This is a genomic window from Kitasatospora sp. NPDC056651, assembly GCF_042792155.1.
Classification (GTDB): domain Bacteria; phylum Actinomycetota; class Actinomycetes; order Streptomycetales; family Streptomycetaceae; genus Kitasatospora.
The window spans coordinates 24,908-38,711 of sequence record NZ_JBHTWX010000003.1 but is presented as its reverse complement, the minus strand read 5'-3'; the positions used below and the strand labels follow the sequence as shown (position 1 = coordinate 38,711).

12 protein-coding genes are annotated in these 13,804 nt (G+C 73.2%); 6 read left to right on the top strand and 6 right to left on the bottom strand.

Annotated features, from left to right (window positions below; genetic code table 11):
- Window positions 1-2: 2 nt before the first annotated feature.
- The 4 genes from efeB to ACFRAR_RS02725 all read left to right on the top strand — a co-directional run bounded on the left by efeB (window position 3) and on the right by ACFRAR_RS02725 (window position 5,033).
- Window positions 3-1,286, top strand: a complete 1,284-nt coding sequence (gene efeB / locus ACFRAR_RS02740) for an iron uptake transporter deferrochelatase/peroxidase subunit (RefSeq protein WP_380693985.1) — start codon at window positions 3-5, stop codon at window positions 1,284-1,286.
- A gap of 116 nt (window positions 1,287-1,402) precedes the next feature.
- The gene (gene pheA / locus ACFRAR_RS02735; RefSeq protein WP_380693983.1) at window positions 1,403-2,338 is read left to right on the top strand and encodes a prephenate dehydratase; all 936 of its coding nucleotides are present in this window, start codon (window positions 1,403-1,405) and stop codon (window positions 2,336-2,338) included.
- A 508-nt stretch (window positions 2,339-2,846) separates the two neighbouring features.
- Complete coding sequence (serS, locus tag ACFRAR_RS02730) at window positions 2,847-4,121, top strand: serine--tRNA ligase (RefSeq protein WP_380693981.1); 1,275 nt, start codon at window positions 2,847-2,849, stop codon at window positions 4,119-4,121.
- A 63-nt stretch (window positions 4,122-4,184) separates the two neighbouring features.
- Window positions 4,185-5,033, top strand: a complete 849-nt coding sequence (locus ACFRAR_RS02725; protein ID WP_380693978.1) for an HAD family hydrolase — start codon at window positions 4,185-4,187, stop codon at window positions 5,031-5,033.
- On the opposite strand, the gene ACFRAR_RS02720 is transcribed toward ACFRAR_RS02725, so the two are convergent.
- The 5 genes from ACFRAR_RS02720 to ACFRAR_RS02700 all read right to left on the bottom strand — a co-directional run bounded on the left by ACFRAR_RS02720 (window position 5,024) and on the right by ACFRAR_RS02700 (window position 10,583).
- Complete coding sequence (locus tag ACFRAR_RS02720; RefSeq protein WP_380693976.1) at window positions 5,024-6,781, bottom strand: lipopolysaccharide kinase InaA family protein; 1,758 nt, start codon at window positions 6,779-6,781, stop codon at window positions 5,024-5,026. The genes ACFRAR_RS02725 and ACFRAR_RS02720 overlap by 10 nt on opposite strands.
- The gene (locus ACFRAR_RS02715) at window positions 6,778-7,638 is read right to left on the bottom strand and encodes a protein phosphatase 2C domain-containing protein (protein ID WP_380693974.1); all 861 of its coding nucleotides are present in this window, start codon (window positions 7,636-7,638) and stop codon (window positions 6,778-6,780) included. Before ACFRAR_RS02715 ends, ACFRAR_RS02720 begins: the two co-directional genes overlap by 4 nt.
- Before the next feature lie 68 nt (window positions 7,639-7,706).
- Window positions 7,707-8,390: a hypothetical protein gene (locus ACFRAR_RS02710; RefSeq protein ID WP_380693972.1), complete on the bottom strand. Its 684-nt coding sequence runs from the start codon at window positions 8,388-8,390 to the stop codon at window positions 7,707-7,709.
- A 148-nt stretch (window positions 8,391-8,538) separates the two neighbouring features.
- Window positions 8,539-8,910, bottom strand: coding sequence for a hypothetical protein (locus tag ACFRAR_RS02705; RefSeq protein ID WP_380693969.1), 372 nt, complete (start codon window positions 8,908-8,910; stop codon window positions 8,539-8,541).
- Entirely contained in the window at window positions 8,907-10,583 is a 1,677-nt protein-coding gene (locus ACFRAR_RS02700; protein WP_380693967.1) for a hypothetical protein, read from the bottom strand. The genes ACFRAR_RS02705 and ACFRAR_RS02700 overlap by 4 nt, the downstream gene beginning before the upstream one ends.
- A gap of 269 nt (window positions 10,584-10,852) precedes the next feature.
- On the opposite strand from ACFRAR_RS02700, the gene ACFRAR_RS02695 reads away from it, so the two are divergent.
- Both ACFRAR_RS02695 and ACFRAR_RS02690 read left to right on the top strand, forming a co-directional pair.
- Window positions 10,853-11,575, top strand: coding sequence for a FadR/GntR family transcriptional regulator (locus ACFRAR_RS02695; RefSeq protein ID WP_380693964.1), 723 nt, complete (start codon window positions 10,853-10,855; stop codon window positions 11,573-11,575).
- A gap of 64 nt (window positions 11,576-11,639) precedes the next feature.
- Window positions 11,640-12,881, top strand: a complete 1,242-nt coding sequence (locus tag ACFRAR_RS02690; protein ID WP_380693961.1) for a CynX/NimT family MFS transporter — start codon at window positions 11,640-11,642, stop codon at window positions 12,879-12,881.
- A gap of 115 nt (window positions 12,882-12,996) precedes the next feature.
- Here ACFRAR_RS02690 and ACFRAR_RS02685 read toward each other — a convergent pair whose 3' ends face one another.
- Complete coding sequence (locus ACFRAR_RS02685; protein WP_380693959.1) at window positions 12,997-13,713, bottom strand: ABC transporter permease; 717 nt, start codon at window positions 13,711-13,713, stop codon at window positions 12,997-12,999.
- Window positions 13,714-13,804: the final 91 nt, after the last annotated feature.

Sequence of the window (13,804 nt, the reverse complement as noted above, 5' to 3'; positions counted from 1 at the left end):
AGATGTCGACGAGTCAGGACTCGACGGACCAGGACCCGGCCGACGCCGGGAACTTCACCCGGCGGACGCTGCTCGGCACCGCCGGGGCCGGGCTGCTGGTCGGCGCCGGCGTGGGCGTGGCCGGTGCGGGCGTCGCCTACGCCGGGGCCGGTGGCAACGAGCGGCCCGTGGCCGGCGTGCTGGGCTCGACCCGGCTGCCGTTCCGCGGCGATCACCAGTCCGGGATCACCGACCCGCCGCAGGCCAGGGTCCAGCTGGCCGCCTTCGACCTGGCCGCGAACGCCGGCCGGGACGGGCTGCGCAACCTGTTGCAGCGCTGGACGTGGACGGCCGAGCGGCTGACCGCCGGGCAGCCGGCCGAGGAGTCCGACAACCAGATCTCGCTGGACCTCGGGCCCTGCTCGCTCACCCTCACCGTCGGCTTCGGCGCCACGCTGTTCGACAAGGCCGGGCTGGCCGACCGCCGGCCGGCGGGGCTCGAACCGCTGCCCGCCTTCCCCGGCGACGCGCTCGACCAGGCCCGCGGTGACGGCGACCTGATCGTCCAGATATGCGCGGACGACGCCCTGGTCACGGTGCACGCCCTGCGGGTGCTCCAGCGGCTGGCGGTGGGCACGGCGACGCTGCGCTGGCAGGCGGCGGGCTTCTCCCGCACCCCCGGGGCCGCCTCGCGGCAGGTGACCCCGCGCAACCTGATGGGCCAGGTCGACGGCACCAACAACCCCAGGCCGGGCGACGACAACTTCAACAAGGTGTTCTACGGCGGCGGCAGCAACGACCCGCAGCCCTGGCTGGGCGGCGGCTCGTTCCTGGTGTTCCGGCGGATCCGGATGCTGCTGGACAACTGGGAGGCGCTGCCGGTGGACCGGCAGGAGCGGGTGATCGGGCGGCGCAAGTCGACCGGCTCCCCGCTCAGCGCGGCCGCCGACGCCGGTGAGCGGACCCGGGTCGACCTCGCCGCGCAGAACTCGGACGGCAGCCTGAAGATCCCCGCCGACGCGCACATCCGGGTCGCCGCCCCGGCCTCCAACAGCGGTGCGGCGATGCTGCGGCGGAGCTTCTCGTACCACGACGGGCTGCTGTCGGACGGTTCGCCGGACGCCGGGCTGCTCTTCCTCGCCTACCAGGCCGATCCCCGCGAGGGCTTCGTCCCGGTGCAGCGCAACCTCTCCCGGGCCGACAGCCTCTCCCGCTTCCTGCGGCACGAGGCGAGCGGCCTGTACGCGATCCCGCCCTCGGCGCCGCTCGGCGGCTACCTCGGGCAGCAGTTGTTCGAGGCGCACTGACGGTCCGCGCACCGCGGTCCCGGCCACCGGAACGCGTTCCTGCCGGGACCGCGGAGTCGTTAGGGTGACTGCTTCGGCACACCCCGCCCGCACCACCGAGAACCCACGGAGGCATCATGTCGGCCACCCGCTACACCTACCTCGGACCGGCCGGCACGTTCACCGAGGCGGCCCTGCACACCCTGCCGGAGGCGGCGACCCGGGAGCTGGTGCCGCTGTCCTCGGTCGCGCTGGCGCTGGACGCGGTGCGCGGCGGGGAGGCGGCCGGGGCGTTCGTCCCGATCGAGAACTCGGTGGAGGGCGCGGTCACCGCGACCAACGACGAACTGGCCGCCGGCGCACCGCTGATGATCTACCGTGAGGTGCTGCTGCCGATCACCTTCGCGCTGCTGGTGCGGCCGGGCACCGAGCTGTCCGGGATCAAGACGGTGACCAGCCACCCGGTGGCCCAGCCGCAGGTCCGGCGCTGGCTGGCGGCCAACCTGCCGGAGGCGAAGTGGGAGTCGGCCGCCTCCAACGCGGACGGCGCCCGGCTGGTCGCCGAGGGCCGCTACGACGGCGCCTTCGCCGGGGAGTTCGCGGCGCCGATCTACGGGCTGGAGCCGCTGGTCAAGGAGATCGCGGACGCGAAGAGCGCGGCCACCCGGTTCGTCCTGGTCGGCCGGCCCGGGCGGGTCTCCTCGCCGACCGGAGCGGACAAGACCTCGATGGTGGTCTGGCTGCCGGCCGACCACCCGGGCGCGCTGCTGGAGCTGCTCCAGGAGTTCGCGGTGCGCGGGGTCAACCTGATGCGGATCGAGTCCCGGCCGACCGGCGAGGGCATGGGCAGCTACTGCTTCCTGATCGACTGCGACGGCCACCTCTCCGACCGCCGGGTGGGCGAGGCGATGATGGGGCTCAAGCGGATCTGCCCGCAGGTGCGGTACCTCGGCTCCTATCCGCGCGCCGACCGGCAGGAGTCCACCCACCGGCGGCCGGGGACCTCGGACGAGGATTTCACCTCGGCGGCCGACTGGCTCTCCCGCGCCCTCGACGGCCGCGGCGACATCTGAGCTCCATCTTTTGTCTTTCGGACCTTTTCCGACCGTTTCGGACCGGTCCGATCAGGCGAGGTCGGGCGGCCCCACCCGTCATCCACAGGCGGTCCGGGGCCGCACCCGCTGTCCACAGGCCCCCCGGCTGTCCACAGCCCGGAGTTATCCACAGGCCTGGGGGCGAGTCGACAAACCGGTATAGCCATTGCCCAGACCCGGTCGGACCATCGGTTTGCGTCGCAGAGATGACCAATCGGACCAGAGTCACCCGGTTGCCAGCAAATCACCCGTCCGAGTGCTTCAATTCCCTCACTCGGGAAGGTTCATTGAGGTTTGAAACCTCAATTCCCTGGTTCGTTCACGCGGAAGACGATCCTCCCCTTTGATCCACAGGCCCAGGCCCCGACCTGTGGATAACGTGACGGGCGAAGAGTTGCCCACAGGAGTTATCCACAGGTCGGGCCGAGTTATCCCCAGGGAAAAAGCCGTACCGGCGGAGGAACGGTCGCCCGGTACGCTTGGCCCTGTGATTGACCTTCGCCTGCTCCGTGAGGACCCTGACCGAGTGCGCGCCTCGCAGCGCGTCCGTGGCGAGGACGTCGACCTGGTCGACGCCCTCCTCTCCGCCGACGAGCGGCGCCGGTCCTCGGGCAGCCGCTTCGACGAACTGCGCAGCGAGCAGCGGGTGCTCGGCAAGCAGGTCGCCCAGGCCAAGGGCGAGGAGAAGGCCGCCCTGCTCCAGCGCACCAAGGACCTGGCCGCCGAGGTCAAGGCCGCGGACGCCGAACAGGGCACCGCCAAGGAGGAGGCCGACCGCCTGCTCCGCTCGCTGGCGAACCTCATCGACCCGGCCGCCCCCGTCGGCGGCGAGGAGGACTTCGTCACCCTGGAGGAGATCGGCACCCCGCGCGACTTCTCCGCCGAGGGCTTCGAGCCGCGCGACCACGTCGAGCTCGGCCAGATCCTGGGCGCCATCGACACCGAGCGCGGCGCCAAGGTCGCCGGTGCTCGCTCGTACTACCTGACCGGTGTCGGCGCGCTGCTGGAGCTCGCCCTGGTCAACATGGCGATCGCCCAGGCCACCGCGGCCGGCTTCATCCCGATGATCACCCCGACCCTGGTCCGCCCGGCCGCCATGGACGGCACCGGCTTCCTCGGCCAGGCGGCCGAGAACGTGTACCACCTCGCCGAGGACGACCGGTACCTGGTCGGCACCAGCGAGGTCCCGCTCGCGGCGTACCACATGGACGAGATCCTCGACGCCGACAAGCTGCCGCTGCGCTACGCCGGGTACTCCTCCTGCTTCCGCCGCGAGGCCGGCACCTACGGCAAGGACACCCGCGGCATCATCCGCGTCCACCAGTTCGAGAAGGTGGAGATGTTCGTCTACACCACTCCCGAGGACGCGGAGAACGAGCACCGCCGGCTGCTCCAGTGGGAGAAGGACTTCCTCAACGCCCTGGAGCTGCCCTACCGGGTGATCGACGTCGCCTCCGGCGACCTCGGCGCCTCGGCCGCGCGCAAGTTCGACATCGAGGCGTGGATCCCCACCCAGGGCAAGTACCGCGAGGTCACCTCGACCTCCAACACCACCGAGTACCAGGCCCGCCGGCTGTCGATCCGGATGCGCGAGGAGGGCAAGACCCGCCCGCTCGCCACCCTGAACGGCACCCTGGTCGCCATCCCGCGCACCATCGTGGCGATCCTGGAGAACCACCAGCAGGCCGACGGCTCGGTCGTCGTGCCCGAGGCGCTGCGGCCGTACCTCGGTGGGCGGACGGTCCTCGAACCGGTCAAGTAGCCGATCGCGCGACCGGTCCGCACCACCCAGCACCACCCGCAACTCCCGGGAGACGTACGGCCCATGAGCACCACCAGCCCCAGCCCCGCCTCCCCCGGAGCCACCGGCGGTGGCGACCTGCCCTACCGGCTGGTCGCCACCGACCTCGACGGCACCCTGCTCACCACCGAGGAGACCGTCTCCGAGCGCACCCGCGCCGCCCTCGCCGCGGCCACCGGCGCGGGCGCGCTGCACATCATCGTCACCGGGCGCTCCGCGGTCTGGGCCCGCCCGGTCTTCGACGAGATCGGCTACACCGGGATAGCCGTCTGCGGCCAGGGCGCCCAGGTGTACGACGCCGGCGCGCACAAGCTGCTCACCTCGCTCACCCTGGACCGGCGGCTGGCCGCGCTCGCGATCGAGAAGATCGAGGCCGAGACCGGCCCGCTGGCCATCGCCGCCAACCAGGACGGCCTCGACGGCCAGGTGCTGGCCGGCCCCGGGTACGAGCTGCTGATCGGCTCCGACCTGCCGGTCGTCCGGGTCGAGCGCGGCGGACTGCTCGACGCCCCGCTCAGCAAGCTCTACATCCAGCACCACGCCCTCACCGACGACGCCCTCGCCGAGGCCGCCCGGCGCGCCGCCGGCGACCTGGTGGGCGTGGTGATGGCCGGCGCCGGCGTGGTCGAGCTGCTCCCGCTCGGCCTCTCCAAGGCCACCGGCCTGGCCGTCGCCGCCCGCCGTCTGGGCGTGCGCGCCGCCGACACCATCGCCTTCGGCGACATGCCCAACGACGTCCCGATGTTCGGCTGGGCCGCCCACGGCGTCGCCATGGCCAACGCCCACGAGGAGCTCCTCGCCGTGGCCGACGCCGTCACCGCCAGCAACGACGAGGACGGCGTCGCGGCCGTGCTGGAGCGGCTCTACCAGTAGTTCTGCGGGCCGGCGACACCGAACGCGGCGCGTGCCACCTCCTTCAACCGCTCGACGCCGCTGTCGCTGCCCAGGTCGATGTAGAGCGCCACGGCATGGATCAGGTACCGGTGCTTGGCGCCGCTCCAGCTGTACTGGGCGGCGCGCCTCAGATCCGTTTCGCACAGCTCGGATCCGGTTCCCTCGCGCGGGCACCAGAAGCCCCAATCGCTGCTGTTGTGCTCGTTGTTGAGGGTGTTGAAGGCCGCTGTGGCGGTCTGGGCGTCCATCATCGGTTCGACCATGACCATCACCAGGATCCGTCCTCCGGCATCGGCGTAGGTGCCGACCACCTGGTTCACGCAGCCGCCGTTGTTCAGCACGGTCCGGACGTTGTCGCTCATGTCGGCCGTCACGCAGCTCATCAGCCCGCCCGAGTTCCTGCTGTAGCTCACCCCCTCGGGGCCGGCGAACGCATCGGGGAGCAGCGCGGCAGGGGTCAGCGGAGTGCGGTCGGTCCGTTCGCCGTCGAGCGTGGCGGGGTCGAAGGACGGGGTGCTGGGCGTGAACGGCGGCGGCGTGTAGGTGGGTGTGTACGTGGGTGTGTACGTCGGCCGGTACGTGGGCGTGTACGTGGACAGGACCGGCGGCGTGTAGCCGGGGCCGGATGCCACCGGTGAGGAGCCGGACCTGTTGTGGGCGACTCCCAGCACGACCGCGAGGACCACGGCCGCGACGACCGCGGCGATGCCGATGCCGACGGCGGCCGGGGGCGTCCTGGTCGGCGGTGTCCCGGCCGGCGGAGTGCCGACCGTTGGCGTGCCGACCGGCGGAGTGCCGACCGACGGCACCGCCGGGTTCACCGCCGCGGCAGTCGCCGAGGCCGCCGCCGGGGCGGTGGAGGCGGTGGCGGCGGCCGCCGTGAGGTGCTCCGCCCAGAGCGCCGGGGCGGGCCGGCGCGACGGGTCCGGGTCGAGTCCGGACCGGGCCAGTTCACCGAGGGCCGGGCTGAGCGCGGCCAGCGCCGCCGGGTCGACGGTGTTCTGGTCCCGGGCGAAGAGCCGCACGGCCAGCAGCGCGAGCTTGTGGGCGTCGCCCGCCGCCGTCCCCCGCTCCTCGCCGTGCGGGAGCTGCCAGTCCGGGGTCTCGACCTGCGGCAGGACGGTGGCGCCGCGCAGCCGCACGGCGTCACAGTCGATGAGGAAGCAGCCGGCCCGGCCGCCGTCGGTGGCGAAGAGCAGGTTCTTCGGGGACAGGTCGCCCACCGCGATGCCGAGGCGGTGCAGCCGGGACAGCGTGGTGGCGAGGTCGGCGAGCAGTGCCAGGCGGTCGCGGTCGCTGACGGTGAGGCCGACCCGGGCCACGTAGTCGTCCTCGTTGAGCAGGAACTCCAGGGTGGCCAGCCGTCGGGTGGCCGCCGTGCCGCCGCCGAGGGCGTGCAGCTCGAAGTGGAAGCGCTCGGGGGCGGCCCGCATCAGGAAGCCGCGGACACGGCCGTGCCGGCGGACCAGGGCGGTGGGCCAGGCGGCCCGCTCGCAGAGCCAGCGGGCCTCGGCTCCGTCGAGTTCGGCGAGCAGCGCCACCATGGCGGCCAGCGCGCCGGTGTCGAGTCCGGGGAGGACTTCCGGGCGGTACTCCTTGTAGACGAGGGCGTGGCCGTCGGACGGGCCCGCCACCTCGTGGACGGTCCCCTGGCCGCCCTGCCCGAGGCGGCGGGCCAGGACCAGGCTGTCGTGGTCGACGGTCGGAACGGCGCCTTCGTCCGTCATCGCGCCTCCTGTGCGGGGTGCGGCCAGACGACCAGGAGGGTCCGGTCGTCGTCGAAGGTCTCGCGGGAGAAGTCGAGCAGGTGGGCGAGCCGGAGCGGGGCGGGCGGGGCGGCGAGGGCGCCCGCGAACAGCTCGCCGACCTGGCCGTCCCCGTCGCCGAGCGGGTCGCCGAAGCCGTCGGTGCCGATCAGCAGGGCGAGTCCCGGGGCGAGCCGCAGACGGGTGCGCTCGATCGGGTCGGGCACGACGGGCAGCGGGGTCACCTCGGTGCCGATCAGCGGGCTGTCGCCGGCGGACTTCGGGCCGAACAGCGGGTGGTAGCGGCCGTGGCGGAGGTCGAGCACCCAGGCCCCGGAGTCCCCGATCCGGCAGAGCTCGACGACGGGACCGGCCGGGTCGGGGCGGACCACGCCGGTGACCAGGGTGGTCGCGTACAGCCGGGAGACCTCGGCCGGGTCCGGCTCCTGGCCGCCCAGCCGCCAGCGGGCGACCTGCCGCAGCCGTCGGGCGGCGTGCCGGGCGACGTCCTGGAAGTCCACCGGGCCCGGGCGCTCGGAGAGCAGGTGGAGCGTGTGGGCGAGGGCGGCGCGGCAGGCCTCGATGGCGCCGAGCTCGGCGCTGGTCGCGGCCGAGACGCCGTCCGCGACGGCGAAGGCGACCGCGCCGGTGGGCTGGTGCAGGGCGACGCGCGCGGCGTCCTGGCGCGGCCGGCCGTAGTAGCGGTGCTCGGCTCCGCGGACGGAGGCGAAGCGCACGGCCAGGGCGTCGGTGGACCAGCCGTCGCACTCGGTGTCGGGGAAGTCGTAGGCGGGCTGGCGCGGCGGCCTCGGCTCGAACTCGATCCCGGGCGTGCCCACGGCGATCCGCTCCCATGGGCCGGCCGCACCCGTCCCGGGGCCCGGCTCCGGGCCGGGACCGTACCGCGTCACTGCCCGACCTCGTCGATGGCGAGGACGAACTGGTCGGGCCGGTTGACCACGAGGTGCGGGTTGGCGGAGCCCAGGGCCTGGCCGGAGGCGACCAGGCTGGTGGTGAGCGCGTGGAAGAACTCGCCGATGGCCCGGCCGAGGTCGATGCCGGACCGGGCCACGAAGGCGAACTCCGGACGGGTCGCCACCGCGAGCATGGTCCGGGGCTCGGCCTCGCCGATGCCGCAGGCGATGATGTTGGGGGCGGTCGGGGTCCGCCGGTGGTCGGTGAGGAGGGCGTGCGCGTCCCGCCAGTCGTCGCCGTCGGTCGGCTGGCCGTCGCTGAGCAGGAACACCACCGGTCGGTGCACCTTGTACCCCTGGCCGCGCAGCCACTGGACGTCGGTGGGGATGCGGTCCAGCAGGTCCTCGAAGACGGCCCGGTAGTTGGTCAGTGAGCGGATGACGACCTGGGGCAGTCTGGTCTCGGTCCGCATGTCGGTCACCGCGAGGCGGATCCGCACGTCGTCGGAGAAGCCGAGGACGGCGAGCCGCAGCTTGGCGGCGATCATCGGCTCGGCCCGCAGCCCCTCGCACAACGAGACCAGTCCGTCGGAGAGTTCGGCCAGGTACGGTTCCATCGAGGCCGACTCGTCGGCCAGTACGTAGGCGGGCAGCAGGACACCCTTGGTCTCGGCCACCGCACCCCCCTTCCTGTCGTGTGGGTTGCCTGGTGCCGGCCGTCAGACGCGGCTAGGGCGTGTCTGACGATTCGCGTCGGATCAGGGCGCGGTGTTGGGGTGCGTGCATCGCAACACCGCGCACCCGGCGGGAATCGTCAGACGCGCCCTAGGGGAGCATCGACCGGACCGCCTCGTCCAGGTTCTGGATCTCGGCCGCGACCGCGGTGGTGGCGACGACGCCGGCCCGGGCCCGGCTGAGGAAGCGCAGCACCTGGTCCCAGCGCCGGGCCGGGGAGGCGACCTCGGCCTGGAGGTCCTCGGCGGCCTGCGCCTCGCGGCTGTCCGGCTCGCTCTCCCGGCGCAGCTGCTCGGCGAGCGCCAGCACCCGCCGGGCGAGCGCCTCCTCGTCCACCTCCCCCGCACCGGAGTTGACCGTGACCGAGGAGTTCCGGCCCGCGGCCACGGGCGAGTTGGTGAAGTTGACGGGTCCGCTGCCGCTGATGTGGAACCCGCCGGAGTTGTTGCGTCCCTCGCTCATGACCTGGCCTTCCTGCCCTCCGGGGCGCGGGTCGGGAGGATGTTCCGCACCCGGCTGCCCGCCCCGGCGGCGACCGGGGAGTTGACGAAGCTGATGCTGGCGTTGCCGGAGGTGAAGATGCCCCCGTTGTAGATGACGTTCCGGCGTTCGTGGAGCTCGGAGACGTCGACCTGGCGGTCCTGGAGGAAGTCGATCAGGGTGTCCAGGGTCCGCCGCTCGACGACCTTGGTGTACATCTGGTGGTCGATCTGCTGGTAGTAGCGGTGGAACCTGGAATCGGCCGCCAGTTGCCGGATGCTGGTCAGCGAGCCGTAGTTGAAGGCGCTGAACCGGATCTGGCGCAGCTGGTCGCCGCTCGTGAGCCAGGCGGCGACGGGCGCGAAGGGCAGGGCCAGCACGAAACCGGCGCCGCGCAGCAGGCGGCCGGGCATGCTCTTGAGGGACGTCCAGGCCAGGGTGACGAGCTGGCGCCAGGTCGGCCGGTCGAGCAGGTGGTCGACCAGGTGGTAGACCTCCTTGACCGGGGGGAGCATCGAGGAGGCGCCCTCGACGAAGAGCAGGTCCTTGGCGGGGCTGAGGCCGAACCGGACGGTGCTGGTGGTCACCACCTCGCTGCCCCAGCCCGACACCGTCGTCACCAGGTAGGGCCGGGCCCGGGCGGTGCCGTCCTCGCGCAGCCGGTCGACGATGCCGGCGGGCAGGTCGCGGGTCGGCCGGTCGGTCGGCCGGGGCAGCAGGACGGCCCGGACGGCCGGATCGACGCCCAGCGACAGGTCCGCGCCGCTGACGAAGACCCGCTCGGAGACGCTCACCTCGGGCAGCCCGAGCGACTCCACCGCCCTGGTGGTCTCGGCGGTCAGGTCGGCGATGGAGAACGGCAGGACCCGGTCGAAGTGCTCGCCGGGCCGGTCCACCGGGATGGTGAAGTTCCAGGTGTTGAGCAGCTGCCCGTACCCGAGGAAGGGCTCGAAGCCGGAGAAGACCGTGACGTTGCCGGTGTGGTCCAGCGCGGCCAGCTCCCGCAGCCGTCCCTCCTCCTCGGGCCTGGTGGCGACCGGCGCCTGGGCGGGGTCGAACACGCCCCGGCTCAACCGGGGCTTGATCACGCCGAAGTAGGCGGTGAGCTGTTCGATGAGGACGACGGCCCAGGCCATCACCAGGAGCGGGATCAGGACGATCGGCAGGCCGAAGAGGGCCAGCCAGGTGTCCGACGCGGACGCGGCGGCCTCCTGGCCGGGGTAGCCGTAGATCGGGGTCGGGGCGGGCGCTTCGGTCCGCTCGAAGGGGTGGAGGAAGAAGGAGGCCACGATGCAGACCGCGATCAGCGCGAGCAGCACCTTGGCGGTGGTGTGCCGGGTACGGGCGAAGACGGCGTAGCGCAGCACGCAGGCCAGGTCGACGTCGGGCGAGGAGGCGACGGCCCGGCGCGGCTCGCCGAGGACGGAGCCGATCGCGCGGTGGGCGAGGGTGCTGTCCATCTGCACGGCCGCGCACAGGTAGCGGGTGGCGTCCGTGGCGCGCGGCGGTGCCGCGGGCCCGGGCGTCCGGCCGCGGGGGGTCGGGGCGGGGGCGGCGGCCTTGGCGCCGACGGGGGCCCCGCAGCCGGAGCAGGGCACGCCCGGGGGGTTCACCAGGCCGCAGTTCAGGCAGTTCCAGGTGTCGAAGGTGCTCATGGTCGATCACCCTTCGTGAATCTTCGTGTGACGTAACTACCCACTCCGGGAGGAAATCTGACCTGTCATCAGCTAGCGGATTTTCCGGACTGCCGGAATCCGGGAGTCCGCCGGCCCGCCGGCGCCCGCCGCCGCCCACCACCGCCGGACGCCGGGTCCCCGAGCCCGGCATCCGGCGAGGTCAGGGCAGTTGTAGGATGACCGGGCAAGCAGTTGTAGGATGACCGATGACCAGTGATGACGTACGCGGTGTGAAAGGGAGGTCCGGCATGAGCGGCGGTCTGCAGGCGGCCGGACGGCGTTCCCTGGTGGACACCGCGATCGAGCAGCTGCGGGAGCAGCTCGCGGGCGGGGTGTGGCCGGTCGGGTCGCGGATCCCCACCGAGCACGAGCTGGCCGAGCGGATGCGGGTCGGACGGAACACCGTGCGGGAGGCGATCCGGGTGCTGGTGCACGCCGGAATGCTGGTCTCCCGGCAGGGCGAGGGGACGTTCGTCCGCTCCACCAGCGACCCGGCCTCGGTGCTGCGCGGCGTCCAGCGTTCGGGCATCCGGGACGTCCTGGAGGTCCGTGCGGCGCTGGAGACCGAAGGCTCCCGGCTGGCCGCGCTGCGGCACACCCCCGAGGACATCCGGCGGATGCGGGCCGCGCTGGCCCGCGAGGCCGAGGTGTTCGCGACGCACCCCGAGCGGGCGAGCCGCGAAGCCACCGTCGAGCACGACCTGGAGTTCCACACCGCCGTCGTCGAGGCGGCGCACAACCCGGCGCTGACCGAGGTGTACCGCTACTTCAGCGCCTCCGTGCGCGAGACGATGACCTCCGCCTTCGGTGACCACGAGATGCCCGAAGCGGTCGTGGCCACCCACGAGGCGCTGGTCGACGCGATCGAGAGCGGTGACCCGGACCGGGCCGAGACGGCCTCCCGTGCGCTGCTCGCCGAGCCCATCGCGGCCGTCGAGCAGCTGCTCGCGGCCATCGCGGCCCGGAAGTAGGACGGCGCGAGCCTCCCCTTCCGCCGTCCGCATCCACGCACATTCACGAAAGAACAGCACATCCATGGCCGTCACCCGTGCCCAGCAGCCGGTTGCCACCACCCCTGCCCCGCTCCCCGTCCGCGCCCGGCTGGCCCATCCGCTCCTGCTGCTGGCCGGCATCGTGCTGGTCGCCGCGAACATGCGCGCCTGTCTGGCCGCGGTCTCCCCGATGGTCGGCGAGATCCAGCGGACCTTCGGCCTGTCGGCCACCGCGGCCGGGCTGATCACCACCGTCCCGGTGCTGTTCCAGGGCGTCGGCGCCCCGCTCACCCCCCGGCTGACCCGGCGCTTCGGCGTCGAACGGGTGGTGCTCGGCGCGGTGCTGGTGCTGGGCGCGGGCGTGCTGCTGCGGGTGCTGCCCTCGGTGGCGGCGCTGTACGCGGGCTGCGTGGTGATCGGCGTGGCGATCGCGGTGCTGAACGTGTCGATGCCCGGCCTGGTCAAGCGCGAGTTCCCGGACCGCGCGGCCACCATGACGGGCGTCTACTCGACCACCATGCTGGTCGGCGCCACGCTCGCGGCCGGCACCTCCGTCCCGCTGGAGCGCGCGCTCGGCGGCGGCTGGCAGGCCTCGCTCGGCGCCTGGTCGCTGCTCGCGCTGGTCGCGGCGGTGGCCTGGCTGCCGCAGGTGCTGCGCGCCCGGCAGGAGCAGCAGGGGGCGGTGGCCGCGGCCGCCGCGCCGGCCAAGCCGATCGAGGGCCTCTGGAAGTCCCCGCTGGCCTGGCAGATCAGCCTCTTCATGGGCATCTCGTCGCTGCTGGTCTACACCCTGGTCGCGTGGATGCCGACCATCCTGGCGGACCATGGCATGGACCGCGGCCAGGCCGGTCTGGTCTTCGCCTTCTCCAACCTGGTGCAGGTGGCGGGTGCCTTCCTGGTGCCGCTGATGGCCGGCCGGATGACCAGCCAGCGCGGGCTCGCGCTGACCATGGTCGCCCTGAACGGGCTGGGCATCGCCCTGCTGCTGGTCGCGCCGGTCTCCGCCGCGTGGGTGTCGGCGACCATCCTCGGCGTGGCCCAGGGCGGCTCGCTGGGCCTGGGCCTGGCGTTCATCGTGCTGCGCACCCGCAACGCGGCCGGCGCGGCCCAGCTGGGCGGGATGTCGCAGGCGATCGGCTATCTGGTCGCGGCGGCCGGCCCGGTCGGCGCCGGCGCGCTGCACCAGCTGACCGGCGGCTGGGACACCGCCCTGGTCCTGATGCTGGTCCTGGTGCTGGTGGTCGGCGCGGCCGGCTGGGGCGCGGGCCGCAACCGCACCCTCTGAACGGCTCGCGGCGAGAACGACGGAAGCGGCGAAAGCGACCGAAGCGAAGTGCCCCGGGGCCCGTGCGTACGGGCCCCGGGGCACTTCGCCGTTCACCCGGCCCGGCCCCGGCGGCTCACTCCTCGCCGGCCAGGGTCAGCCCGGCCAGCTTCACCGAGGCGAGCACCGTCGCCGCGACGGTGACCACCAGCAGCAGCGGTACGGCCGCCCCGAGCGAGACGTCCGCGCTGATCGCGTTCTGCCCCGCGACCGCCTCGCCCACCGCGCGGCCCCATTGCTGGATGCTCAGCGTCCGGGCGCCCTCGACGAAGTTGCCGATCGTCGACTCCCAGATCAGGGCGTACGCCAGCCCGGCCACCACCGCGTGCCGGGTGACGACGCCGAGCAGCAGGAACAGCGCGCTGTACGCGGCCCCGGCGACCAGCACCGCCACCGCGTAGCCGAGGGCCACGCCGTCCCTGGTGCCGACCAGCAGCAGCCCGGCCAGCAGCGTCGGGACGACCGAGAACAGCCACGTGACGCCGATCGCGACGGCCAGCTTGGTGGTCACGATCCGCCACCGGGGCAGCGGCTTGGCCAGCAGGTAGACGATCGAGCCGTCGTCGATCTCGGTGGCGATCACCCCGGTGCCCACGACCAGCCCGAGGATCGGGACCAGGGTGCCGAGGCCGAGGGCGCCGAGCACCCTGCCGGTCATCTCGTGCGCGTCGGCACCCGACGCGCTCGCGAGGGCCGCGACGGCCAGCAGCAGGACGGGGGCCACCAGCAACAGCAGGCCGCGGCGGCGGCCCAACAACCCGCGCAGGGCCAGCCTGGCGACGGTGGGGTTCATGGTCGGTCGGCCCCTTCCTGGGCAACAACGGTCCTGGTGACGACGGCCGGAGCGGCGGCGGTGCGGGCGGCCGCGGTCCGAACGACAGCGG

Bases quoted from the DNA above. Each gene is read 5' to 3' on its own strand.
- efeB (WP_380693985.1), top strand. From the start codon at position 3: ATGTCGACGAGTCAGGACTCGACGGACCAGGACCCGGCCGACGCCGGG.
- pheA (WP_380693983.1), top strand. From the start codon at position 1,403: ATGTCGGCCACCCGCTACACCTACCTCGGACCGGCCGGCACGTTCACC.
- ACFRAR_RS02725 (WP_380693978.1), top strand. From the start codon at position 4,185: ATGAGCACCACCAGCCCCAGCCCCGCCTCCCCCGGAGCCACCGGCGGT.
- ACFRAR_RS02720 (WP_380693976.1), bottom strand. From the start codon at position 6,781: ATGACGGACGAAGGCGCCGTTCCGACCGTCGACCACGACAGCCTGGTC.
- ACFRAR_RS02705 (WP_380693969.1), bottom strand. From the start codon at position 8,910: ATGAGCGAGGGACGCAACAACTCCGGCGGGTTCCACATCAGCGGCAGC.
- ACFRAR_RS02700 (WP_380693967.1), bottom strand. From the start codon at position 10,583: ATGAGCACCTTCGACACCTGGAACTGCCTGAACTGCGGCCTGGTGAAC.
- ACFRAR_RS02695 (WP_380693964.1), top strand. From the start codon at position 10,853: ATGAGCGGCGGTCTGCAGGCGGCCGGACGGCGTTCCCTGGTGGACACC.
- ACFRAR_RS02690 (WP_380693961.1), top strand. From the start codon at position 11,640: ATGGCCGTCACCCGTGCCCAGCAGCCGGTTGCCACCACCCCTGCCCCG.
- ACFRAR_RS02685 (WP_380693959.1), bottom strand. From the start codon at position 13,713: ATGAACCCCACCGTCGCCAGGCTGGCCCTGCGCGGGTTGTTGGGCCGC.